At 32.7% G+C, this 16,660-nt stretch carries 11 protein-coding genes; 2 read left to right on the top strand and 9 right to left on the bottom strand.

The genetic code is table 11. The annotated features are described in order from the left end of the window. Nucleotides 1-23: 23 nt before the first annotated feature. Nucleotides 24-1,370 carry an adenylosuccinate lyase gene (gene purB, locus C8C88_RS10195; protein ID WP_121338641.1) on the bottom strand — a complete coding sequence of 449 codons (1,347 nt, stop codon included), beginning with the start codon at nt 1,368-1,370 and terminating at the stop codon, nt 24-26. Nucleotides 1,371-1,438: 68 nt separating this feature from the next. Further along, nucleotides 1,439-2,131: an NAD-dependent deacylase gene (locus C8C88_RS10200; protein ID WP_121338020.1), complete on the bottom strand. Its 693-nt coding sequence runs from the start codon at nt 2,129-2,131 to the stop codon at nt 1,439-1,441. 65 nt (nt 2,132-2,196) lie between these two features. Between C8C88_RS10200 and C8C88_RS10205 the strand changes: the two genes are divergently transcribed. Beyond that, a complete protein-coding gene (locus C8C88_RS10205; RefSeq protein ID WP_121338021.1) occupies nt 2,197-2,859 on the top strand; it encodes an RNA methyltransferase in 663 nt (220 codons plus the stop codon). A gap of 119 nt (nt 2,860-2,978) precedes the next feature. Beyond that, complete coding sequence (pafA, locus tag C8C88_RS10210; RefSeq protein WP_121338022.1) at nt 2,979-4,595, top strand: alkaline phosphatase PafA; 1,617 nt, start codon at nt 2,979-2,981, stop codon at nt 4,593-4,595. 76 nt (nt 4,596-4,671) lie between these two features. Here pafA and C8C88_RS10215 read toward each other — a convergent pair whose 3' ends face one another. The 7 genes from C8C88_RS10215 to gltB form a co-directional block, all read right to left on the bottom strand. Continuing rightward, complete coding sequence (locus C8C88_RS10215; protein WP_121338023.1) at nt 4,672-4,956, bottom strand: hypothetical protein; 285 nt, start codon at nt 4,954-4,956, stop codon at nt 4,672-4,674. After that, on the bottom strand, nt 4,956-6,929 hold the full coding sequence (locus tag C8C88_RS10220) for a KUP/HAK/KT family potassium transporter (protein WP_121338024.1): 1,974 nt from the start codon (nt 6,927-6,929) through the stop codon (nt 4,956-4,958). The genes C8C88_RS10215 and C8C88_RS10220 overlap by 1 nt, the downstream gene beginning before the upstream one ends. Nucleotides 6,930-7,028: 99 nt before the next feature. Continuing rightward, the gene (locus C8C88_RS10225; protein ID WP_121338025.1) at nt 7,029-7,706 is read right to left on the bottom strand and encodes a response regulator; all 678 of its coding nucleotides are present in this window, start codon (nt 7,704-7,706) and stop codon (nt 7,029-7,031) included. Next, on the bottom strand, nt 7,699-8,745 hold the full coding sequence (locus C8C88_RS10230; RefSeq protein WP_233549331.1) for an ATP-binding protein: 1,047 nt from the start codon (nt 8,743-8,745) through the stop codon (nt 7,699-7,701). Before C8C88_RS10230 ends, C8C88_RS10225 begins: the two co-directional genes overlap by 8 nt. 159 nt (nt 8,746-8,904) lie before the next feature. After that, nucleotides 8,905-10,125, bottom strand: a complete 1,221-nt coding sequence (lysA, locus tag C8C88_RS10235) for a diaminopimelate decarboxylase (RefSeq protein ID WP_121338027.1) — start codon at nt 10,123-10,125, stop codon at nt 8,905-8,907. 190 nt (nt 10,126-10,315) lie between these two features. Next, entirely contained in the window at nt 10,316-11,770 is a 1,455-nt protein-coding gene (locus C8C88_RS10240) for a glutamate synthase subunit beta (protein WP_121338028.1), read from the bottom strand. Nucleotides 11,771-11,772: 2 nt separating this feature from the next. Beyond that, on the bottom strand, nt 11,773-16,290 hold the full coding sequence (gene gltB, locus C8C88_RS10245; protein WP_121338029.1) for a glutamate synthase large subunit: 4,518 nt from the start codon (nt 16,288-16,290) through the stop codon (nt 11,773-11,775). Nucleotides 16,291-16,660: the final 370 nt, after the last annotated feature.

Genomic DNA, 16,660 nt, shown 5'->3' on the forward strand with positions numbered 1-16,660 from the left:
TTGCACTTAGAAGATGTTTTTGTTTATATCCCCAAGAAATTACTTGGAGTGATTTGCATTAACTCGGATTTAATTTCCTCAGAAACATCCAGAGTAGCTATAAACCCATGAATTGCTTTTTTATCAATCGCTTCATTAGTTCTTGTCAATCCTTTCAATGCTTCGTAAGGATTAGGATATGCTTCGCGTCGCAAAATAGTTTGAATTGCTTCAGCCACAACTGCCCAGTTTTTTTCTAAATCCTCATGGAATTTAGCTTCGTTCAATAATAATTTGTTTAATCCTTTTAGAGTCGCTTCAAAAGCAATTATAGTATGTCCCATTGGTACACCTATGTTTCTTAAAACGGTACTATCTGTTAAATCGCGTTGCAATCTTGAAACAGGTAATTTTGCTGATAAATGTTCGAAAATAGCGTTTGCAATTCCTAAGTTTCCTTCAGAATTTTCAAAATCAATAGGGTTTACCTTATGAGGCATTGCTGACGAACCGATTTCTCCCGCTTTAATTTTTTGTTTAAAATATTCCATAGAGACATACGTCCAAACGTCCCTATCTAAATCGATGATGATAGTGTTTATTCTTTTTAATGCATCAAAAAAGGCTGCAAAATGATCATAATGTTCAATTTGAGTAGTCGGGAAGGAGTGGTGTAAGCCAAGATTCTCCTCAACAAATTTCCCTCCAAATTTTCGCCAATCAATTTGTGGGTAAGCTACATGGTGAGCATTGTAATTTCCAGTTGCTCCTCCAAATTTAGCCGCAAAAGGGATATTAAATAACAAGCGCATTTGCTCTTCTAGACGCTCAACAAAAACTCCGATTTCTTTTCCTAAACGAGTAGGTGAAGCGGGTTGTCCATGAGTACGCGCTAGCATTGGGATAGCACTCCATTCTTGACTTAATTCTTTCAATTTTGAAATTAATGCAATCAATGAAGGCATATATACTTTTTCGAAAGCCTCTTTAGTTGAAAGTGGAATTGCAGTGTTATTAATATCTTGAGATGTTAATCCAAAATGAATAAATTCTTTATGTTCTGACAATCCTAATTTTTCAAAAGCATCTTTGATGAAATATTCTACTGCTTTTACATCATGATTGGTGACTTTCTCCGTTTCTTTAATCCAAAGTGCATCTTCGGTAGAGAAATTTTTATAAATATCACGTAAACTCTCGAATAAATTAGGGTTTACATTTTTTAGTTGAGGTAAAGGTTGTTCGCATAAAGCGATGAAATATTCAATTTCAACCAATACGCGGTATTTGATTAAAGCTTCTTCAGAGAAAAAAGGAGCCAATGAATAAGTCTTATTTCTATATCTTCCGTCAATTGGAGAGATAGCATTCAATTCGTTTAAAGTTGTCATTGTCATGTTGTTTGTTCGAAAGGCACAAATATAAACCTTTAGAAACAAATTAGAAAAGGATTGGTTTTTTAAATAAGTCTAAGAAGCTTCTTTTTTAGTGTTTTCACTCCTTGTGAAGCAATTTCTGGAATAACTTCTAACGGGTTTTTTAAATTAGGAATCTTAATTGGTTTTGGGTCTATATAAAAAACAGGAATATTCTTTTTGGTAAAATCAATTAGTCCTGCTGCAGGATACACCTGTAAAGACGTTCCAATAACGGCAAAATAATCTGCATTTTGGGTAATTCTAATTGCTTGCTCTAGTGCCGGAACTTCTTCACCAAACCAAACAATATGAGGTCTTAATTGGTTGCCATTTGGATCCATGTGTCCTAAATTTAAATCCTCTTTCCAATCCAATATACAATTAGAATTTTTACAACTTCTCACTTTTAATAATTCGCCATGTAGATGTAGAACGTTTGTACTTCCTGCCCGTTCATGTAAATCATCCACATTTTGAGTGATAATGAATACCTCAAAATCAGTTTCTAATTCTACTAAAATATGATGTCCTGCATTTGGATGAACATCAAACAATTGCCTGCGCCTTTGATTATAAAAATCTAAAACAAATTCAGGATTTTTTTTCCATCCTTCAGGACTTGCAACTTCCATAACATTATGTCCTTCCCACAATCCATCACTATCACGAAAGGTTTTTATACCACTTTCAGCACTAATTCCAGCTCCCGTTAAAACGACTAGTTTCTTTTTCATTTGTCTTGATTCATAAGTCTATAAAACTACTCTTTTTTAGTATTTTTGCCAAAAAAAAGACTGCAATGATTGACATCGATTACCTTAATTTTCTAGAAAATATATTGACTGATAACCGCAAAGAAAAATTTTTGAAGGTATTACAAAACAGAACCAATCATTTTACAATAGCGGTTGAAGATGTTTTTCAAATGCATAATACAAGTGCTGTTATGCGCAGTTGTGAAGTTTTTGGAATACAGGAATTAAACATAATTGAGCAGCGTTATGGAAAGAGTATTGATAAGGAAATTGCTATGGGTGCTCAGAAATGGGTGGATATTAATACTTTCGATAGTGTTACAAATTGTATTGAAACTCTTAAAGGAAAAGGTTATCAAATTATTGCTACAACACCGCATGAAAATGATTGTTTGATGGATGATTTTGATATTTCGAAACCAAGCGCACTATTTTTTGGTACAGAACGCGATGGTTTATCAGAAGAAATTCTACAAAAAGCAGATGGTTTTCTTAAAATTCCGATGGTAGGTTTTACCGAAAGCCTTAATATATCTGTTTCTGCAGCTATTATTATTCAGAATTTAACGAATCGATTACGCAATTCAAATATTGATTGGCATTTATCAGATGATGAAATTTTAGCAAAACGTTTGGCTTGGGCAAAAAACTCTATTAAAGACATTAAAAGAATTGAAGCTCGTTATTTTTTAGAAAACAATAAGTAGATGTGTTTTCAATATTAATTATATGTAAATTCTTAGTTTTTCTAATTTAGTTTTGGGCTTTATACAAAGTTTAATCTGTATTTTTGTTACAATAATTCATTTTGATAATAAAGTATGTTATGAAAAAAATAATGTTGTTTTTGGTTTTATGTATTGTTGTAAATGCTCGTGCGCAGCAACGTCCTAAATTAGTAGTTGGAATTGTAGTTGATCAAATGAAAATGGAGTATTTATACCGTTTTTCAAATGATTTTTCTCAAAATGGATTTAAGAGATTAATGGATAATGGGTACACTTTTCATAATATGAATTATAACTATGTGCCTACATATACTGCTCCAGGACATGCTTCTATTTATACCGGAACGACACCGTCTACTCACGGAATTGTAGGGAATGAGTGGTTTAATAGAACACTAGGAAAAGACATGTATTGTACAGATGATGCTTCCGTACAAACACTGGGTGATGGTACGGAAAAAGAAGGTGCAATGTCTCCCAAAAATTTGTTGACAACGACGATTACTGATGAATTGCGTATGGCAACTAACTTTAAAGGTAAAGTAATTGGTATGAGTATAAAAGATCGTGGCGCTATTTTACCAGCGGGACATTTTGCTAATTGGGCTTTTTGGTATAGTAAAACGGGTGCTTTTATCTCTAGTACTTTTTATGGCTCAAAATTACCAGATTGGGTTACTCAATTTAATGAAGAAAAAAAATATATGGATTACATCAATAAAGGATGGAGTTTATTAAAACCTTTGTCTTCTTATAATGAAAGTCTTCCTGATGACAATCCTTACGAAGGAAAAATTGATAAATCAACAGGTCCAGTATTTCCATACGATTTAAGTAAAATATATAAAGAAAAAGGAGGGGATGCTTTGCGTACAACTCCTTTTGGGAATGATTTCTTAGCTGATTTTGCCATGAAAGCTATTGAAAAAGAAGAACTTGGTAAAGATGAAATTACAGATTTTTTGACCGTAAGCTTCTCTTCTACAGATTATGTGGGGCATACTTTTGGCCCTCGTTCTATGGAGTTGCAAGACACTTATTTGAGACTTGATCAAACAATTGCTAATTTCTTAACCTATTTAGATAAAACGGTAGGAAAAGATAATTACTTACTTTTTTTAACAGCAGATCATGCTGGAGCTGAAAACGCAAACTATTTAAAAGATAATAAATATAATGTCAAAAATGTCCCTTCGAAAGATATAGTTGAAGCCCTAAAAAAATATTCTGTAGATAATTTTGGCGTTGATTTGGTTTTAGATTATTCGAATTTCAATCTTTTTTTTAATAAAGGAATTATTAAAGAGAGGGGGTTAGAGTTATCTACAATTAAACAAAGTTTCAAAGACTTTTTGATGACGCAAGAGCAAGTTAAACGTGTTTATACTGAAGAGGAAATCTTAGCATCTTCTGGAGATGATTATTTTTTGAGTTTTATTGCTAGAGGATATGACCCAAAGCAAAATGGTGATATCGTTATTCTAGATAAGGCTGGATTTATGGAATATTATGCTACGGGAACTACTCATGGAACGCCAAATAGCTATGATACACATGTTCCTTTGCTTTTTTACGGTTGGCATGTTCCCAAAGGGGAATTGCACGCAAAAAAATACATTACGCAAATAGCACCTACACTTTCACAAATGCTGAAAATTCCGTTTACGAATGGAACTGAAGCAGAGGTCTTAGAAACTATTTTGGATAAGAAATGATTTTCATTTAATTTTAAAACAAAAATTCCGTCTCATTGAGACGGAATTTTTGTTTTAAAATGAGAAACTAATTTAATTATTGATTCCTGTTGAAATACATTGTTGAATTATCTTCAAAGAACACAACTTTGACAATGTCTTTGTGGTTTATGAGTTGTCCAATTAAAAATCCGAATTGATCACTACCAAAAAGCGTATTCGCATCTGTAAAATTCCACTTAGCTATATCACCATTATTTCCTCTGAAATAACCAATAAATTTTCCTTTTAAAACTTTATGATTTTTCAATTCAATTTCAATTAATCTATTAGTAATACTAAAATATTTAGTAAAGAGTGCTAATGATGAATCAGAATCCATTATTGTCTTATTTTTCGATCTAATTTAATATTAGTTATAGGCTGATAAACTAATGGTATTTGTTCTACTTCAACATCAGATTTCTCTAAGCCAAATGCTTTTTCATCACTTAATCCCATTCGTTTAAGTAAAAAATAAGTGTTTAGTAACATGCCTTCACGTAGTGCAAATTCATTCTCTATTGATAAAAATTTCTCGATGACTACAAATTTGAAATCGGGTTCACTATTGTATTTGCTAGATCCATCTGGTCGAATGTGTAAATTAAGTTCTTTGTTAGCAACCAATTCTTTAACGATATTTTTGAAATACAGTTCCGTTTTTGGCTGAATTCTAAATCCAACGTTGATATTTACTTTTATTACTTTGTCGTCAACCAATTCGGATACATCGTACGATAGTGTGAAGGGATCTTCAGTACGATTGAGGTGTAAAAACCAATATACATCGGCACGTTTTGGTTTTTTAGCAAAAATTGATTTGATGATTTTTTCTTCAATTTCATGTCTTCGATCTGCTTTTGATAGGTAAATTAGATGAGTTGCAAATTTTGGAATAGCATCGTCTTCACTTAGCTCAGTTAGTGTACTACTATATTTACCTAATTCGACAAATTTAGTGAATCTATTATTGATTTTTCTAGAGAAAAACCAAACGTACATTACTGTAAAGATGAAGAGTTCAAAAAACAAGAACATCCAACGTTCTTTAATTTTGGCAACATTTGCAATGAAAAAGGCAATCTCAATAGTACCAAAGACGCTTAAGAACAAAATAACTTTTAGTTTGTTCCATTTCAATCTGTAATTGATAAAAAAGCTTAGCAAGTAAGTAGTCATCAACATGGTAATAGTTATGGAGAATCCATAAGCAGCCTCCATGTGTGCACTTTCTTTAAAATACACCATCATTAAAATGCAACCAAACCATAAAATGGAGTTTACACTTGGAATATACACTTGTCCTTTGCTATCACTTGGTTGTTTAACGGTAACTCTAGGCCAAAAATTAAGGTTCATAGCTTCGCTTATTAAAGTAAAACTACCACTAATTAAAGCTTGTGAAGCAATAATGGTAGCACAAGTAGCAATAATAATACTAGGTAATAAAAACCAAGTTGGAATGATTTCAAAAAAAGGATTTCTACCATTTAAGAAGTTTTCACCTTGATGCATTAACCAAGCAGCTTGTCCCAAATAAGCTATTGTCAAACTTATTTTAACATATATCCAAGTAATTCGAATGTTTTTAATGCCACAATGACCTAAATCAGAATATAAGGCTTCAGCTCCAGTGGTGCAAAGAAAAACAGCTCCTAATAACCAGAAACCATTAGGGTAGTTGATTAAAAGGTTGTATCCATAATAAGGATTTAATGCATTAATTATATCTGGATGAATCAAAATTTCATTCACACCAACAATAAGTAACATAGTAAACCAAATTGTCATTATTGGACCAAATGTTTTACCGATAACTTGAGTTCCAAATCTTTGAAAGAAAAAAAGTAAAGATAAAATGGCAACTACAATTCCTATGGTTAAGGCATTTCCTGGAATAATAATGTCTTCAAAACCTTTAACCATACCGAGTCCTTCTATGGCTGAAGAAACGGAAATAGGAGGGGTGATAATTCCATCTGCTAATAGCGTAGTAGCTCCTAGGATGGTCGGAATGACTAATTTTTTACCATAGCGTCTTACTAGAGCATAGAGTGAAAATATACCTCCTTCACCATGGTTATCTGCGCGTAAAGTAAGCCAAACGTATTTTATGGTGGTTTGAAAAACCAAAGTCCAAAAAATACATGAAACTCCACCGTAAACTAAAGTTAAATCAATGGGTCTATCTCCAATTACTGCTCTTAAGGCATATAAAGGACTGGTACCAATATCTCCATAGATGATTCCAAGTGCCACTAAAAGAGAAGCGATGGTTACTTTGCTTGCCACTCCGTTTTTTGTTGTATTCATTATTGAATTTGTTAAAAATTATGATGATACAAATTTCAATAAAATGGTATTGGTAGAATGAAAAGATGTAGTTGTTAAATATAAAGATTTTATAAAGATTTAGCTAAAACGGTATCCTACACCACTTTCGGTAATGATGCGTTTGGGTTGGTTTGGGTTTTCTTCTATTTTTTTACGTAATGTGGCTACAAATACACGTAGATATTGTGTTTCTGTTTGATAACCGACTCCCCAAATTTCTTTTAGAATGTATTGATGTGTTAATACACGCCCTTCGTTTTTCATGAAAAGTGCTAATAAATTAAACTCTGTACTGGTTAGTTTAAGTGTTTCGTTATCTTGTTTGACTATTCGTGCGCCAAAATCAATTTCTAAATTTCCACAAGTTAATATACTATTGTCATTTTGTGTTTGATTTCTTCGAATGACTGAACGGATTCTAGCTAGTAACTCAGCTGTTCGAAAAGGTTTGGTGAGATAGTCAGTTGCTCCATTGTCTAAAGCATTAACAATATCTTCTTCGCTATCTTGAACAGAAAGAATAATTATTGCTTTGTTGTACCAAGTACGTAATTCTTTAAGAATTTCGTGACCGCTTTTATCAGGTAAACCTAAATCTAATAAAATTAATTCTGGCGGGTGATTTACAGCTAAAAGTATTCCTTCTTTTCCTGTCTCAGCAAGCCAAACTTTGTATTCATTACTTTCTAAAGTTATTTCTAGTAATTTTCGGATTGGTGCCTCATCATCAATGACTAATATTTCAGCTTTATTCATTCTTGAGATAGTTTAAATAGGAAGCTTCTGTGGGTATAGTAATTGTAAAACAAGCTCCTGAATTCGTATTGTTTTTTAATAATATAGAACCATTGTGTGCTTCGACAAATCCTTTTACAATCGATAGTCCAAGTCCGCTACCACCAGTTTTTGTATTTGGAAGTCGGTAAAATTTGTCAAAGACAAATTCGATTTCATTTTCAGGAAAGCCATGTCCTGTATCCGAAATAGTAATAATACAGTTTTCAGATTGATGTGTTGCCACAATCTTTATTACTGATTTCTTAGGAGTGTACTGGATTGCATTTAAAACTAAATTCCGAATAATTTCTTCTATTAACCCTGTGTCTAATTTAAATAATGGCAATTGTTCATCTGTAACAAAATCTATTGTATGTTCATTTTTAACTACGGCTATTTTTTCAATAACTGCATAAATGAGTTCATTCAAATCACACCAATCTTGTTTTGTTTTAAGAGTTCCAGTTTCTAAACGACTCATGTTTAATAAATTTTCAACTTGTCTGTTCAGTCGTATACTTGCTTTGTCGATTTCTTCTAATAATTCAGTTTGATTATTTTCAGAAAGTTTGTTTTTATTTTCTTTTAATGTGTCAATAGCTCCAATTATTGTTGCTATAGGAGTTCGTAATTCATGCGAAAGCGAATTGAGTAATGTGTCGTAAAGTTGTATTGTTTTTTCTTTTTCTTCTTTGTCTCGGGCTTTATTTTCAGCTTCTCTAATTTTATATGTTAATACGGCACTTACTAGGGCTATAATAAGATACATGAAGAATAGTAGTATGTCTTCAGTATTTGTTATGTGAAATGTAAATAGAGGTTGGATGAAAAAAAAATTTAATATTAAACCACTTAAAATAGCAGTTATTAATATAGGTATTATATCAAATAGCATGGCCGTAACAGATACGGTCATTAGTAAAATTAAGGCTGTAATTCTATAATCAATATGATTGGAGAAAAAAAAACAAATTATAGATACGATCAAGACGAATGTAATACTTATTAAGCATTGCATTTGTATTGATTTTTTTTTTGTTTGAAATTTACTCAAAATAAATTTTAAATTTTAAAGAATAAGTAAAGTGTTTTAAGTCATTTTATATTCTATTTTAAATTCCAAATATATGGATAAAATATAATAAAAAATCCCGTCTCATTGAGACGGGATTTTTTATTATATAGAAGCCGCTGGAATAGGTAACGGAATTTGATTTCTTAATAAATCTTCAAAAGTTTCATGGGCTCTGATTAGATGACCTTCGCCATTTATCCATAATACTTCTGCTGGTTTGTATCTAGAATTGTAATTAGATGACATAGAGAAACAATAAGCTCCTGCATTTCTAAAACATAAAATATCACCTTCTTTTATCTCAGCAATTTTTCGGTTATTAGCAAAAGTATCTGTTTCGCAAATGTACCCAACAACAGAGTAGAAACGTTCTTTTCCTTTTGGGTGAGAAATATTTTCGATATGATGTTGTGAACCATAGAACATTGGTCGAATCAAATGATTAAAACCACTATCAATTCCAGCAAAAACAGTTGAAGTAGTTTGTTTAACTACATTTACTTTAGCCAAAAAGAATCCAGCTTCACTCACTAAGAATTTACCCGGTTCAAAAATTAAAGTTAATTCTTTACCATATTCGGCACAGAATGAGTTGAATCTTTTAGATAGTTTTTTACCCAATTCTTCTATATCTGTTTCAATATCATCTTTTTTGTAAGGAACTTTAAATCCGCTACCAAAGTCTAAAAATTCAAGATTTTTGAAGTTTTTAGCCACATCAAATAAGATTTCAGCTGCATATAAGAATACTTCAATATCTAAAATATCAGAACCTGTATGCATGTGGATACCTACAATGTTCATTTTTGTATTTTCAACGATACGAACTAAATGAGGCAACTGATGAACAGAAATACCAAATTTACTGTCGATATGTCCTACTGAAATATTTGCATTTCCTCCAGCCATTACATGTGGATTGATTCGGATGCAAACAGGAACATTAGGGAATTTTGTTCCAAATTGTTCTAATATCGATAAATTGTCGATGTTAATTTGAACTCCCATTGCAGCTACTTCTTCAATTTCTTCTAAAGAAACGCCATTTGGAGTAAAAAAGATTTTCTCAGGTTCATATCCAGCATGCAAACCCAATAGTACTTCTTGAATAGAAACGGTATCTAATCCAGAACCCATTTCTCGCAATAATTGAAGTATTGCAACATTGGACAAAGCTTTCATGGCATAATTGATGCGTAACTTATCAACTTTAGAAAAAGCCTTTGTTAATCTATTGTATTGAGATTGTATTTTTTCGGCATCATAAACGTAAATGGGATTCCCAAATTGTTCTGCTAATTGTAATAAGTCTTTTCCTTGCATTTTGATTCAATTTTAAGCAAATTTATTATTCTTTATCAATAGAAACAAATAAAAAATTAAATTTTAACAAATTATAACAAAAAGTTATAATTTAAACAATTATCGTTAGTTTTTAATTTTTTGTAACTGATTTAAAAAAAGAATCCCTTGATAAAATATTTATCAAGGGATTCCTGAAAATTATTATTGATTACAAACTTGGTAAATCACCATTACCTTTTGTTGGTAAATTAGTGCATCCCATTAAGAATAAATCAACTTCTCTTGCAGCTTCACGGCCTTCAGAAATAGCCCAAACGATTAACGATTGACCTCTTCTCATATCTCCAGCAGTGAATATATTTGGTACATTAGTTTGATAATTTGTTGCTTTATAATTGCTTCTCATATCAACGTCTAAACCTAATTGCTCGCTTAATGTTTTTTCAGGACCTGTAAATCCTAATGCTAATAATGCTAAGTCACATGGCCATATTTTCTCAGAACCTTCTTTTTCAATTAATTCTGGTCTTTGACCTGGTGTCATTTTCCATTCCACTTCAACAGTTTTTAAACCTGTTAATTCTCCTTTTTCATTAGCAATGAACTCTTTGGTATTGATTAACCAGTTTCTGTTACAGCCTTCTTCGTGCGAAGATGAAGTTTTAAGTTGTAAAGGCCAGAATGGCCAAGGAGTACTTTCGCTTCTTCCTACTGGAGGTTTTGGCATGATCTCAAAGTTAGTTACAGATTTAGCACCATGTCTGTTTGAAGTTCCAACACAGTCAGATCCAGTATCTCCACCACCAATAACGATAACATCTTTACCAGTAGCTTTAACTTGGTTTTCAATTTTTTCTCCGTATAAAACTTTTGTTTGTTGTGTCAAGAAATCCATAGCTTGAACAACACCTTTGCTATCAGCACCTTTAGTAGGTAAGCCTCTTCTTTCAGTAGCTCCACCACATAATACGATAGAATCAAACGCTTTCAAATCTTCCACGCTATAGTTTACACCAACGTTTACATTAGTTTTGAAAACAATTCCTTCTGCTTCTAAGATAGCAACTCGTCTGTCAATAATTCCTTTTTCTAATTTGAAATTTGGAATTCCGTAACGAAGTAATCCACCAATAGCATTATCTCTTTCAAAAACTGTTACAGTATGACCAGCACGGTTTAATTGTTGTGCAGCGGCTAAACCAGCAGGACCAGAGCCTACTACAGCTACAGTTTTACCAGTTCTTGTTGCAGGAGTTTGAGGTTTAATCCAACCTTCAGCAAAACCTCTTTCGATAATATTTTTTTCAATATTTTCAATAGCAATTGGTTCTTTGATGATACCTAACACACATGATTTTTCACATGGAGCAGGGCACAATCTACCTGTAAATTCAGGGAAATTGTTTGTAGATTGTAAGATCGCTAATGCGCTTTCCCATTCTTCTTGGTGTACCATGTCATTGAAATCAGGAATTAAATTTCCTAATGGACAAGCACTGTGGCAAAAAGGGATTCCACAATCCATACATCTTGAACCTTGTTCTTTGATTTTTTCTTTTGATAACGGAATTGTAAATTCATTGTAATTAGAAACACGTTCTGCTACAGCGATATTACTTTCGTCCGCTCTATTATATTCTTTAAATCCACCTATCTTTCCCATGACTATTGTGCTATTAATTCTTCAACTTTATTTTCTTCTGCCAATCTTTGTAATGCTTTTTTGTAATCTGTTGGCATCACTTTGATAAAGTGTTTTTGTTGATTGTCCCAATCAGCTAAAATTCTTTTTGCTAATGGACTATTAGTATACATAGAATGATTTTTAATCAAACGTCTCAATTTAGTAATATCTTCTTCTTCGTTTTGTTCGAAAGCTACCATTTCCATATTACAAACTGTAGCATCAAATTTCTTCTCAGGGTCGTAAACATAAGCAATACCACCACTCATACCAGCAGCAAAGTTTCTTCCTGTTTTACCTAATATTACTACGGTACCACCAGTCATGTACTCACAACCGTGATCTCCAATTCCTTCAACAACTGCAGTCGCCCCAGAATTTCTTACTGCAAAACGTTCTCCTGCCATACCATTGATATACGCTTCACCAGTGATTGCTCCATAAAGGGCAACGTTACCAATGATAATATTTTCTTCTGGTTTGAAAGTTGCTGTAGGAGGAACTTTGATGATTAATTTACCACCAGAAAGTCCTTTTCCTAAATAGTCATTACAGTTACCATGAATTTTGAAAGACAATCCATTGGTTGCAAATGCACCAAAACTTTGTCCTGCTGAACCTGTAAAGTCAACTAGGATTGTGTCATCTGGTAAACCTTGTGCACCGTAAATTTTAGAAATTTCATTACTTAAAATTGCTCCAACTGAACGGTCTGTATTTTTGATATTAAAAGTAACTCTTGTTTTTTCTTTTCTATAAATAGAAGGAATAGCAGCTTTAATGATATCAAAATCCAATACGTTTTCTAAAGCGTGATCTTGAGTAGTTGTATTGTGATTTGGAACTACATTAGCTTTTTCTGGTTTGTATAGAATAGTTGATAAATCTAAACCATTTGCTTTGTAATGATCAATTGCTTTGTTCACATTTAATTTTTGTGATTGACCAACCATTTCTTTAAGAGTTCTGAATCCTAATTGAGCCATAATTTGTCTTAACTCTTCAGCAATAAAATACATGAAGTTAATTACGTGCTCAGGAGTTCCTTTGAAATTCTTTCTCAACTCAGGATCTTGAGTAGCGATACCTACAGGACAAGTATTCAAGTGACAAGCTCTCATCATGATACAACCTGATGCCACAAGTGGTGCAGTTGCAAATCCGAATTCTTCAGCTCCTAATAAAGCAGCGATAGCTACGTCACGTCCTGTTTTTAATTGACCGTCACATTCTAATACTACACGACTTCTTAAATCATTTAAAATTAATGTTTGTTGTGCTTCTGCTAATCCAAGTTCCCATGGAATACCAGTATGTTGTAATGAAGTTAATGGTGCAGCACCTGTTCCTCCATCATATCCTGAAATTAAGATAACGTCAGCTTTTGCTTTGGCAACACCGGCAGCAATTGTTCCAACACCTACTTCAGAAACTAGTTTTACGTTTACACGTGCCTCACGGTTCGCATTTTTCAAATCGAAGATTAATTGTGATAAATCCTCAATAGAATAAATATCGTGGTGTGGAGGAGGAGATATTAATCCAACATAAGGCGTTGAATTTCTTGTCTCTGCAATCCAAGGCACAACTTTTTCTCCAGGTAATTGTCCACCTTCTCCAGGCTTAGCACCTTGAGCCATTTTAATTTGGATTTCCTTAGCGTTAGTCAAGTAGTTTATTGATACACCAAAACGACCAGATGCAACTTGTTTGATAGCACTATTTTTAGAATCTCCATTTAATTCTTTTTGGAAACGCTTAGGATTTTCTCCACCTTCTCCAGAGTTACTTTTACCACCAATTCTATTCATGGCAATGGCTAAGTTCTCATGCGCTTCTTGACTGATAGATCCATAAGACATGGCACCAGTTTTGAATTTTTTAACGATTTCTGTCCAAGGTTCTACTTCGTCAATAGAAATTGGATCTAAATTATTGAATTCAAATAAACCTCTGATGGTCATCAAGTTTTGACTTTGATTGTTGACCATGTCAGAATATTCTTTGTAGCTTTCTGGACTGTTTAAACGAACTGCTTGTTGTAATTTAGAAATAGTAGTTGGATTAAACATGTGTTTTTCACCTGATCTTCTCCATCTGTAAATACCACCAATTTCTAATGGCAATAAGTTTGCTATTTTAGAATTAGGGAAAGCTTTTTGATGTCTTTTCTTAACTTCTTTTTCTACTTCCATCAAACCAATACCTTCAATTCGAGATGGTGTGAAAGGGAAGTATTTAGAGCTAAACGATTTGTTTAAACCTAAAATTTCGAAAATTTGAGCCGCTCTATATGAATGTAAGGTAGAAATACCAATTTTATTCATAATCTTAACGATACCTTTTCCAATCGCTTTATTGTAGTTCGTAATAGCATAATCTGCTTTTACTCCAGTAATGTGTCCTTCATTAACTTGGTCATGAATAATTTCATTAACCATGTATGGGTTGATAGCACTTGCACCGTATCCAAATAATAAAGCAAAATGATGTGGTTCACGTGGTTCGGCAGATTCGATGATGATACCAAATTTAGAACGAACTCCTAATTTGTTTAAAGTATGGTGAATGTAAGAACAAGCTAACAACATTGGGATTGGAGCTAATTTTTCAGTAACTCCTCTATCAGAAAGGATAACAATATTACATCCTTCAGAAACTGCTTTGAAAGTAGCTTGAATACATTTTTCTAATGAACGCTCTAAACCATTAACTCCTTTTTCTATTTTGTATAAAGTAGAAATGGTAACTGATTTAAAGTCGACGTGATCAATATTTCTGATTTTATCCAAATCCTCATTAGAGATAACTGGATTTTGAATTTTGATTTTTTTGCTGTGTTTCGCATCAATATCAAAAATATTATAATCTCCTCCAATAGCTAAACTAATATCAGTAATGATTTCCTCACGAATACCATCCAAAGGTGGATTAGTTACCTGAGCAAATAATTGTTTGAAATAATTGTATAATAATTGTGGTTGTTCTGATAAAACAGCAAGAGGTGTATCATTACCCATTGAGCTGATGGCTTCAGCACCTTTCTCTCCCATTGGGTTAATAATTGTTTTTAAATCCTCTATTGTGTAACCAAACAAACGTTGTCTAGTATGAAAATCAACGCTTTCTGTTGGGATTGGGTTGTTTGTGTAAGGAATTTGAGCTAGTTGTACTAAATTTTCATCTAACCATTCTTGGTAAGGACGTTTAGTAACAACAGCATTTTTAACCTCTTCATCTTCAATAATTCTACCTTCGTTCATGTCAACTAGGAACATTTTTCCTGGCTCTAAACGACCGTGTTGAATTACATCTTCTGGAGCAATATCAAGTACGCCAATTTCAGATGACATGATTACGAATCCGCTTTTTGTTAAAGTATAACGAGACGGACGCAATCCATTTCTATCCAATAAAGCACCAATTACATTTCCGTCAGTAAACGGAATAGAAGCAGGACCATCCCAAGGCTCCATGATACAAGAGTTGTATTCGTAGAACGATTTTTTCTCTTCTGACATGGTTTGGTGTTTTTCCCAAGCTTCAGGAACTACCATCATCATAGCTTCCGGTAAAGAACGTCCAGTCATTAATAATAACTCAACAACCATATCCATAGAAGCGGAATCCGATTTACCTTCTAAAATAATTGGGAATAATTTTTTGATGTCTTCACCAAAAACGGGGCTTTCCATCAATTCTTCTCTAGAACGCATACGGCTTACGTTTCCTCTCAAGGTATTAATCTCACCATTATGACACATATATCTAAATGGTTGTGCCAAATCCCATGAAGGGAAAGTGTTAGTAGAGAAACGTTGGTGAACTAGAGCTAATCTAGTTACTAAGTCTGTATCTGTTAAATCTGTATAGTATCTGCTAATGTCTTCCGGCATCAATAGACCTTTATATATAATAGTAGTAGTAGATAAACTTGTGAAATAGTATTTATGGCTTTCTGAAGTTTTAGAATTACGGATAGCGTGTTCCGAAATTTTTCTTGCAGCAAATAATTTAGCATTGAATTCTTGTTCAGTAAGACTCAATCCGTTTTTACCAATGAATACTTGTTTGATAGTTGGTTCTTTTTCCGCAGCAACTTGTCCTAAATTAGTTACGTCAACAGGAACATCTCTCCAACCTAATATTTTTAAATTTTGATCTTTAATACAATTCTCAAAAGTTTTTACACAAAAGTCTACTTGGTTTGGACTTTTTGGTAAAAAAAGCATCCCTACAGCATATTCGCGAACTTCTGGTAATTCAAAATTACATACTTTTTTGAAGAAAGCATCCGGGATATCAAATAAGATACCAGCTCCATCTCCTGTTCTTCCATCGGCACTAACCGCACCACGGTGTTCTAGTTTTATTAAAATGTCGAGTGCCTTGTGAATAATGTCGTTAGACTTGATTCCATTTAAATTACAAATAAATCCTGCGCCACAGTTGTCGTGTTCAAATTCAGGCAAATAAAGGCCTTGTTCTTTAACTTTCATGCTTGCTATTTTTTTTTACAAAATTAAAGATTTCATAACATATAAAGAATTGAATTCTCTTTTTAGGCTTATTTTTGCAATAATGATAGAAAAATGTTCTATAAATAGAGATAATGCTAATAAAGTTCATTCGAATTGCCATATCAATAATGATAAAGCCTAAAAAGGTACCAAAATGGACTGTTTTTCAAAAAAAAATCTACTTAGAAAGATTGTTTGAAATTTATAACAAATTAGTGATTTTTTTTTAAATTTCTAATAATTTTATAGCGGTTAGTTTTTGTCTTTTGATAAAGAATTCAAGACTTTTCAATTAATAAAAAAAAAAATAACAGTTAAATTTTATTTTGCTATTTTTGTGGCACTTTTA

It is taken from the genome of Flavobacterium sp. 123 (assembly GCF_003634825.1).
GTDB lineage: Bacteria > Bacteroidota > Bacteroidia > Flavobacteriales > Flavobacteriaceae > Flavobacterium.

Excerpts from the sequence above, each read along its gene's own strand:
- purB (WP_121338641.1), bottom strand. The coding sequence starts at position 1,370 with ATGACAACTTTAAACGAATTGAATGCTATCTCTCCAATTGACGGAAGA.
- C8C88_RS10200 (WP_121338020.1), bottom strand. The coding sequence starts at position 2,131 with ATGAAAAAGAAACTAGTCGTTTTAACGGGAGCTGGAATTAGTGCTGAA.
- C8C88_RS10205 (WP_121338021.1), top strand. The coding sequence starts at position 2,197 with ATGATTGACATCGATTACCTTAATTTTCTAGAAAATATATTGACTGAT.
- pafA (WP_121338022.1), top strand. The coding sequence starts at position 2,979 with ATGAAAAAAATAATGTTGTTTTTGGTTTTATGTATTGTTGTAAATGCT.
- C8C88_RS10215 (WP_121338023.1), bottom strand. The coding sequence starts at position 4,956 with ATGGATTCTGATTCATCATTAGCACTCTTTACTAAATATTTTAGTATT.
- C8C88_RS10220 (WP_121338024.1), bottom strand. The coding sequence starts at position 6,929 with ATGAATACAACAAAAAACGGAGTGGCAAGCAAAGTAACCATCGCTTCT.
- C8C88_RS10225 (WP_121338025.1), bottom strand. The coding sequence starts at position 7,706 with ATGAATAAAGCTGAAATATTAGTCATTGATGATGAGGCACCAATCCGA.
- C8C88_RS10230 (WP_233549331.1), bottom strand. The coding sequence starts at position 8,745 with ATGCAATGCTTAATAAGTATTACATTCGTCTTGATCGTATCTATAATT.
- lysA (WP_121338027.1), bottom strand. The coding sequence starts at position 10,125 with ATGCAAGGAAAAGACTTATTACAATTAGCAGAACAATTTGGGAATCCC.
- C8C88_RS10240 (WP_121338028.1), bottom strand. The coding sequence starts at position 11,770 with ATGGGAAAGATAGGTGGATTTAAAGAATATAATAGAGCGGACGAAAGT.
- gltB (WP_121338029.1), bottom strand. The coding sequence starts at position 16,290 with ATGAAAGTTAAAGAACAAGGCCTTTATTTGCCTGAATTTGAACACGAC.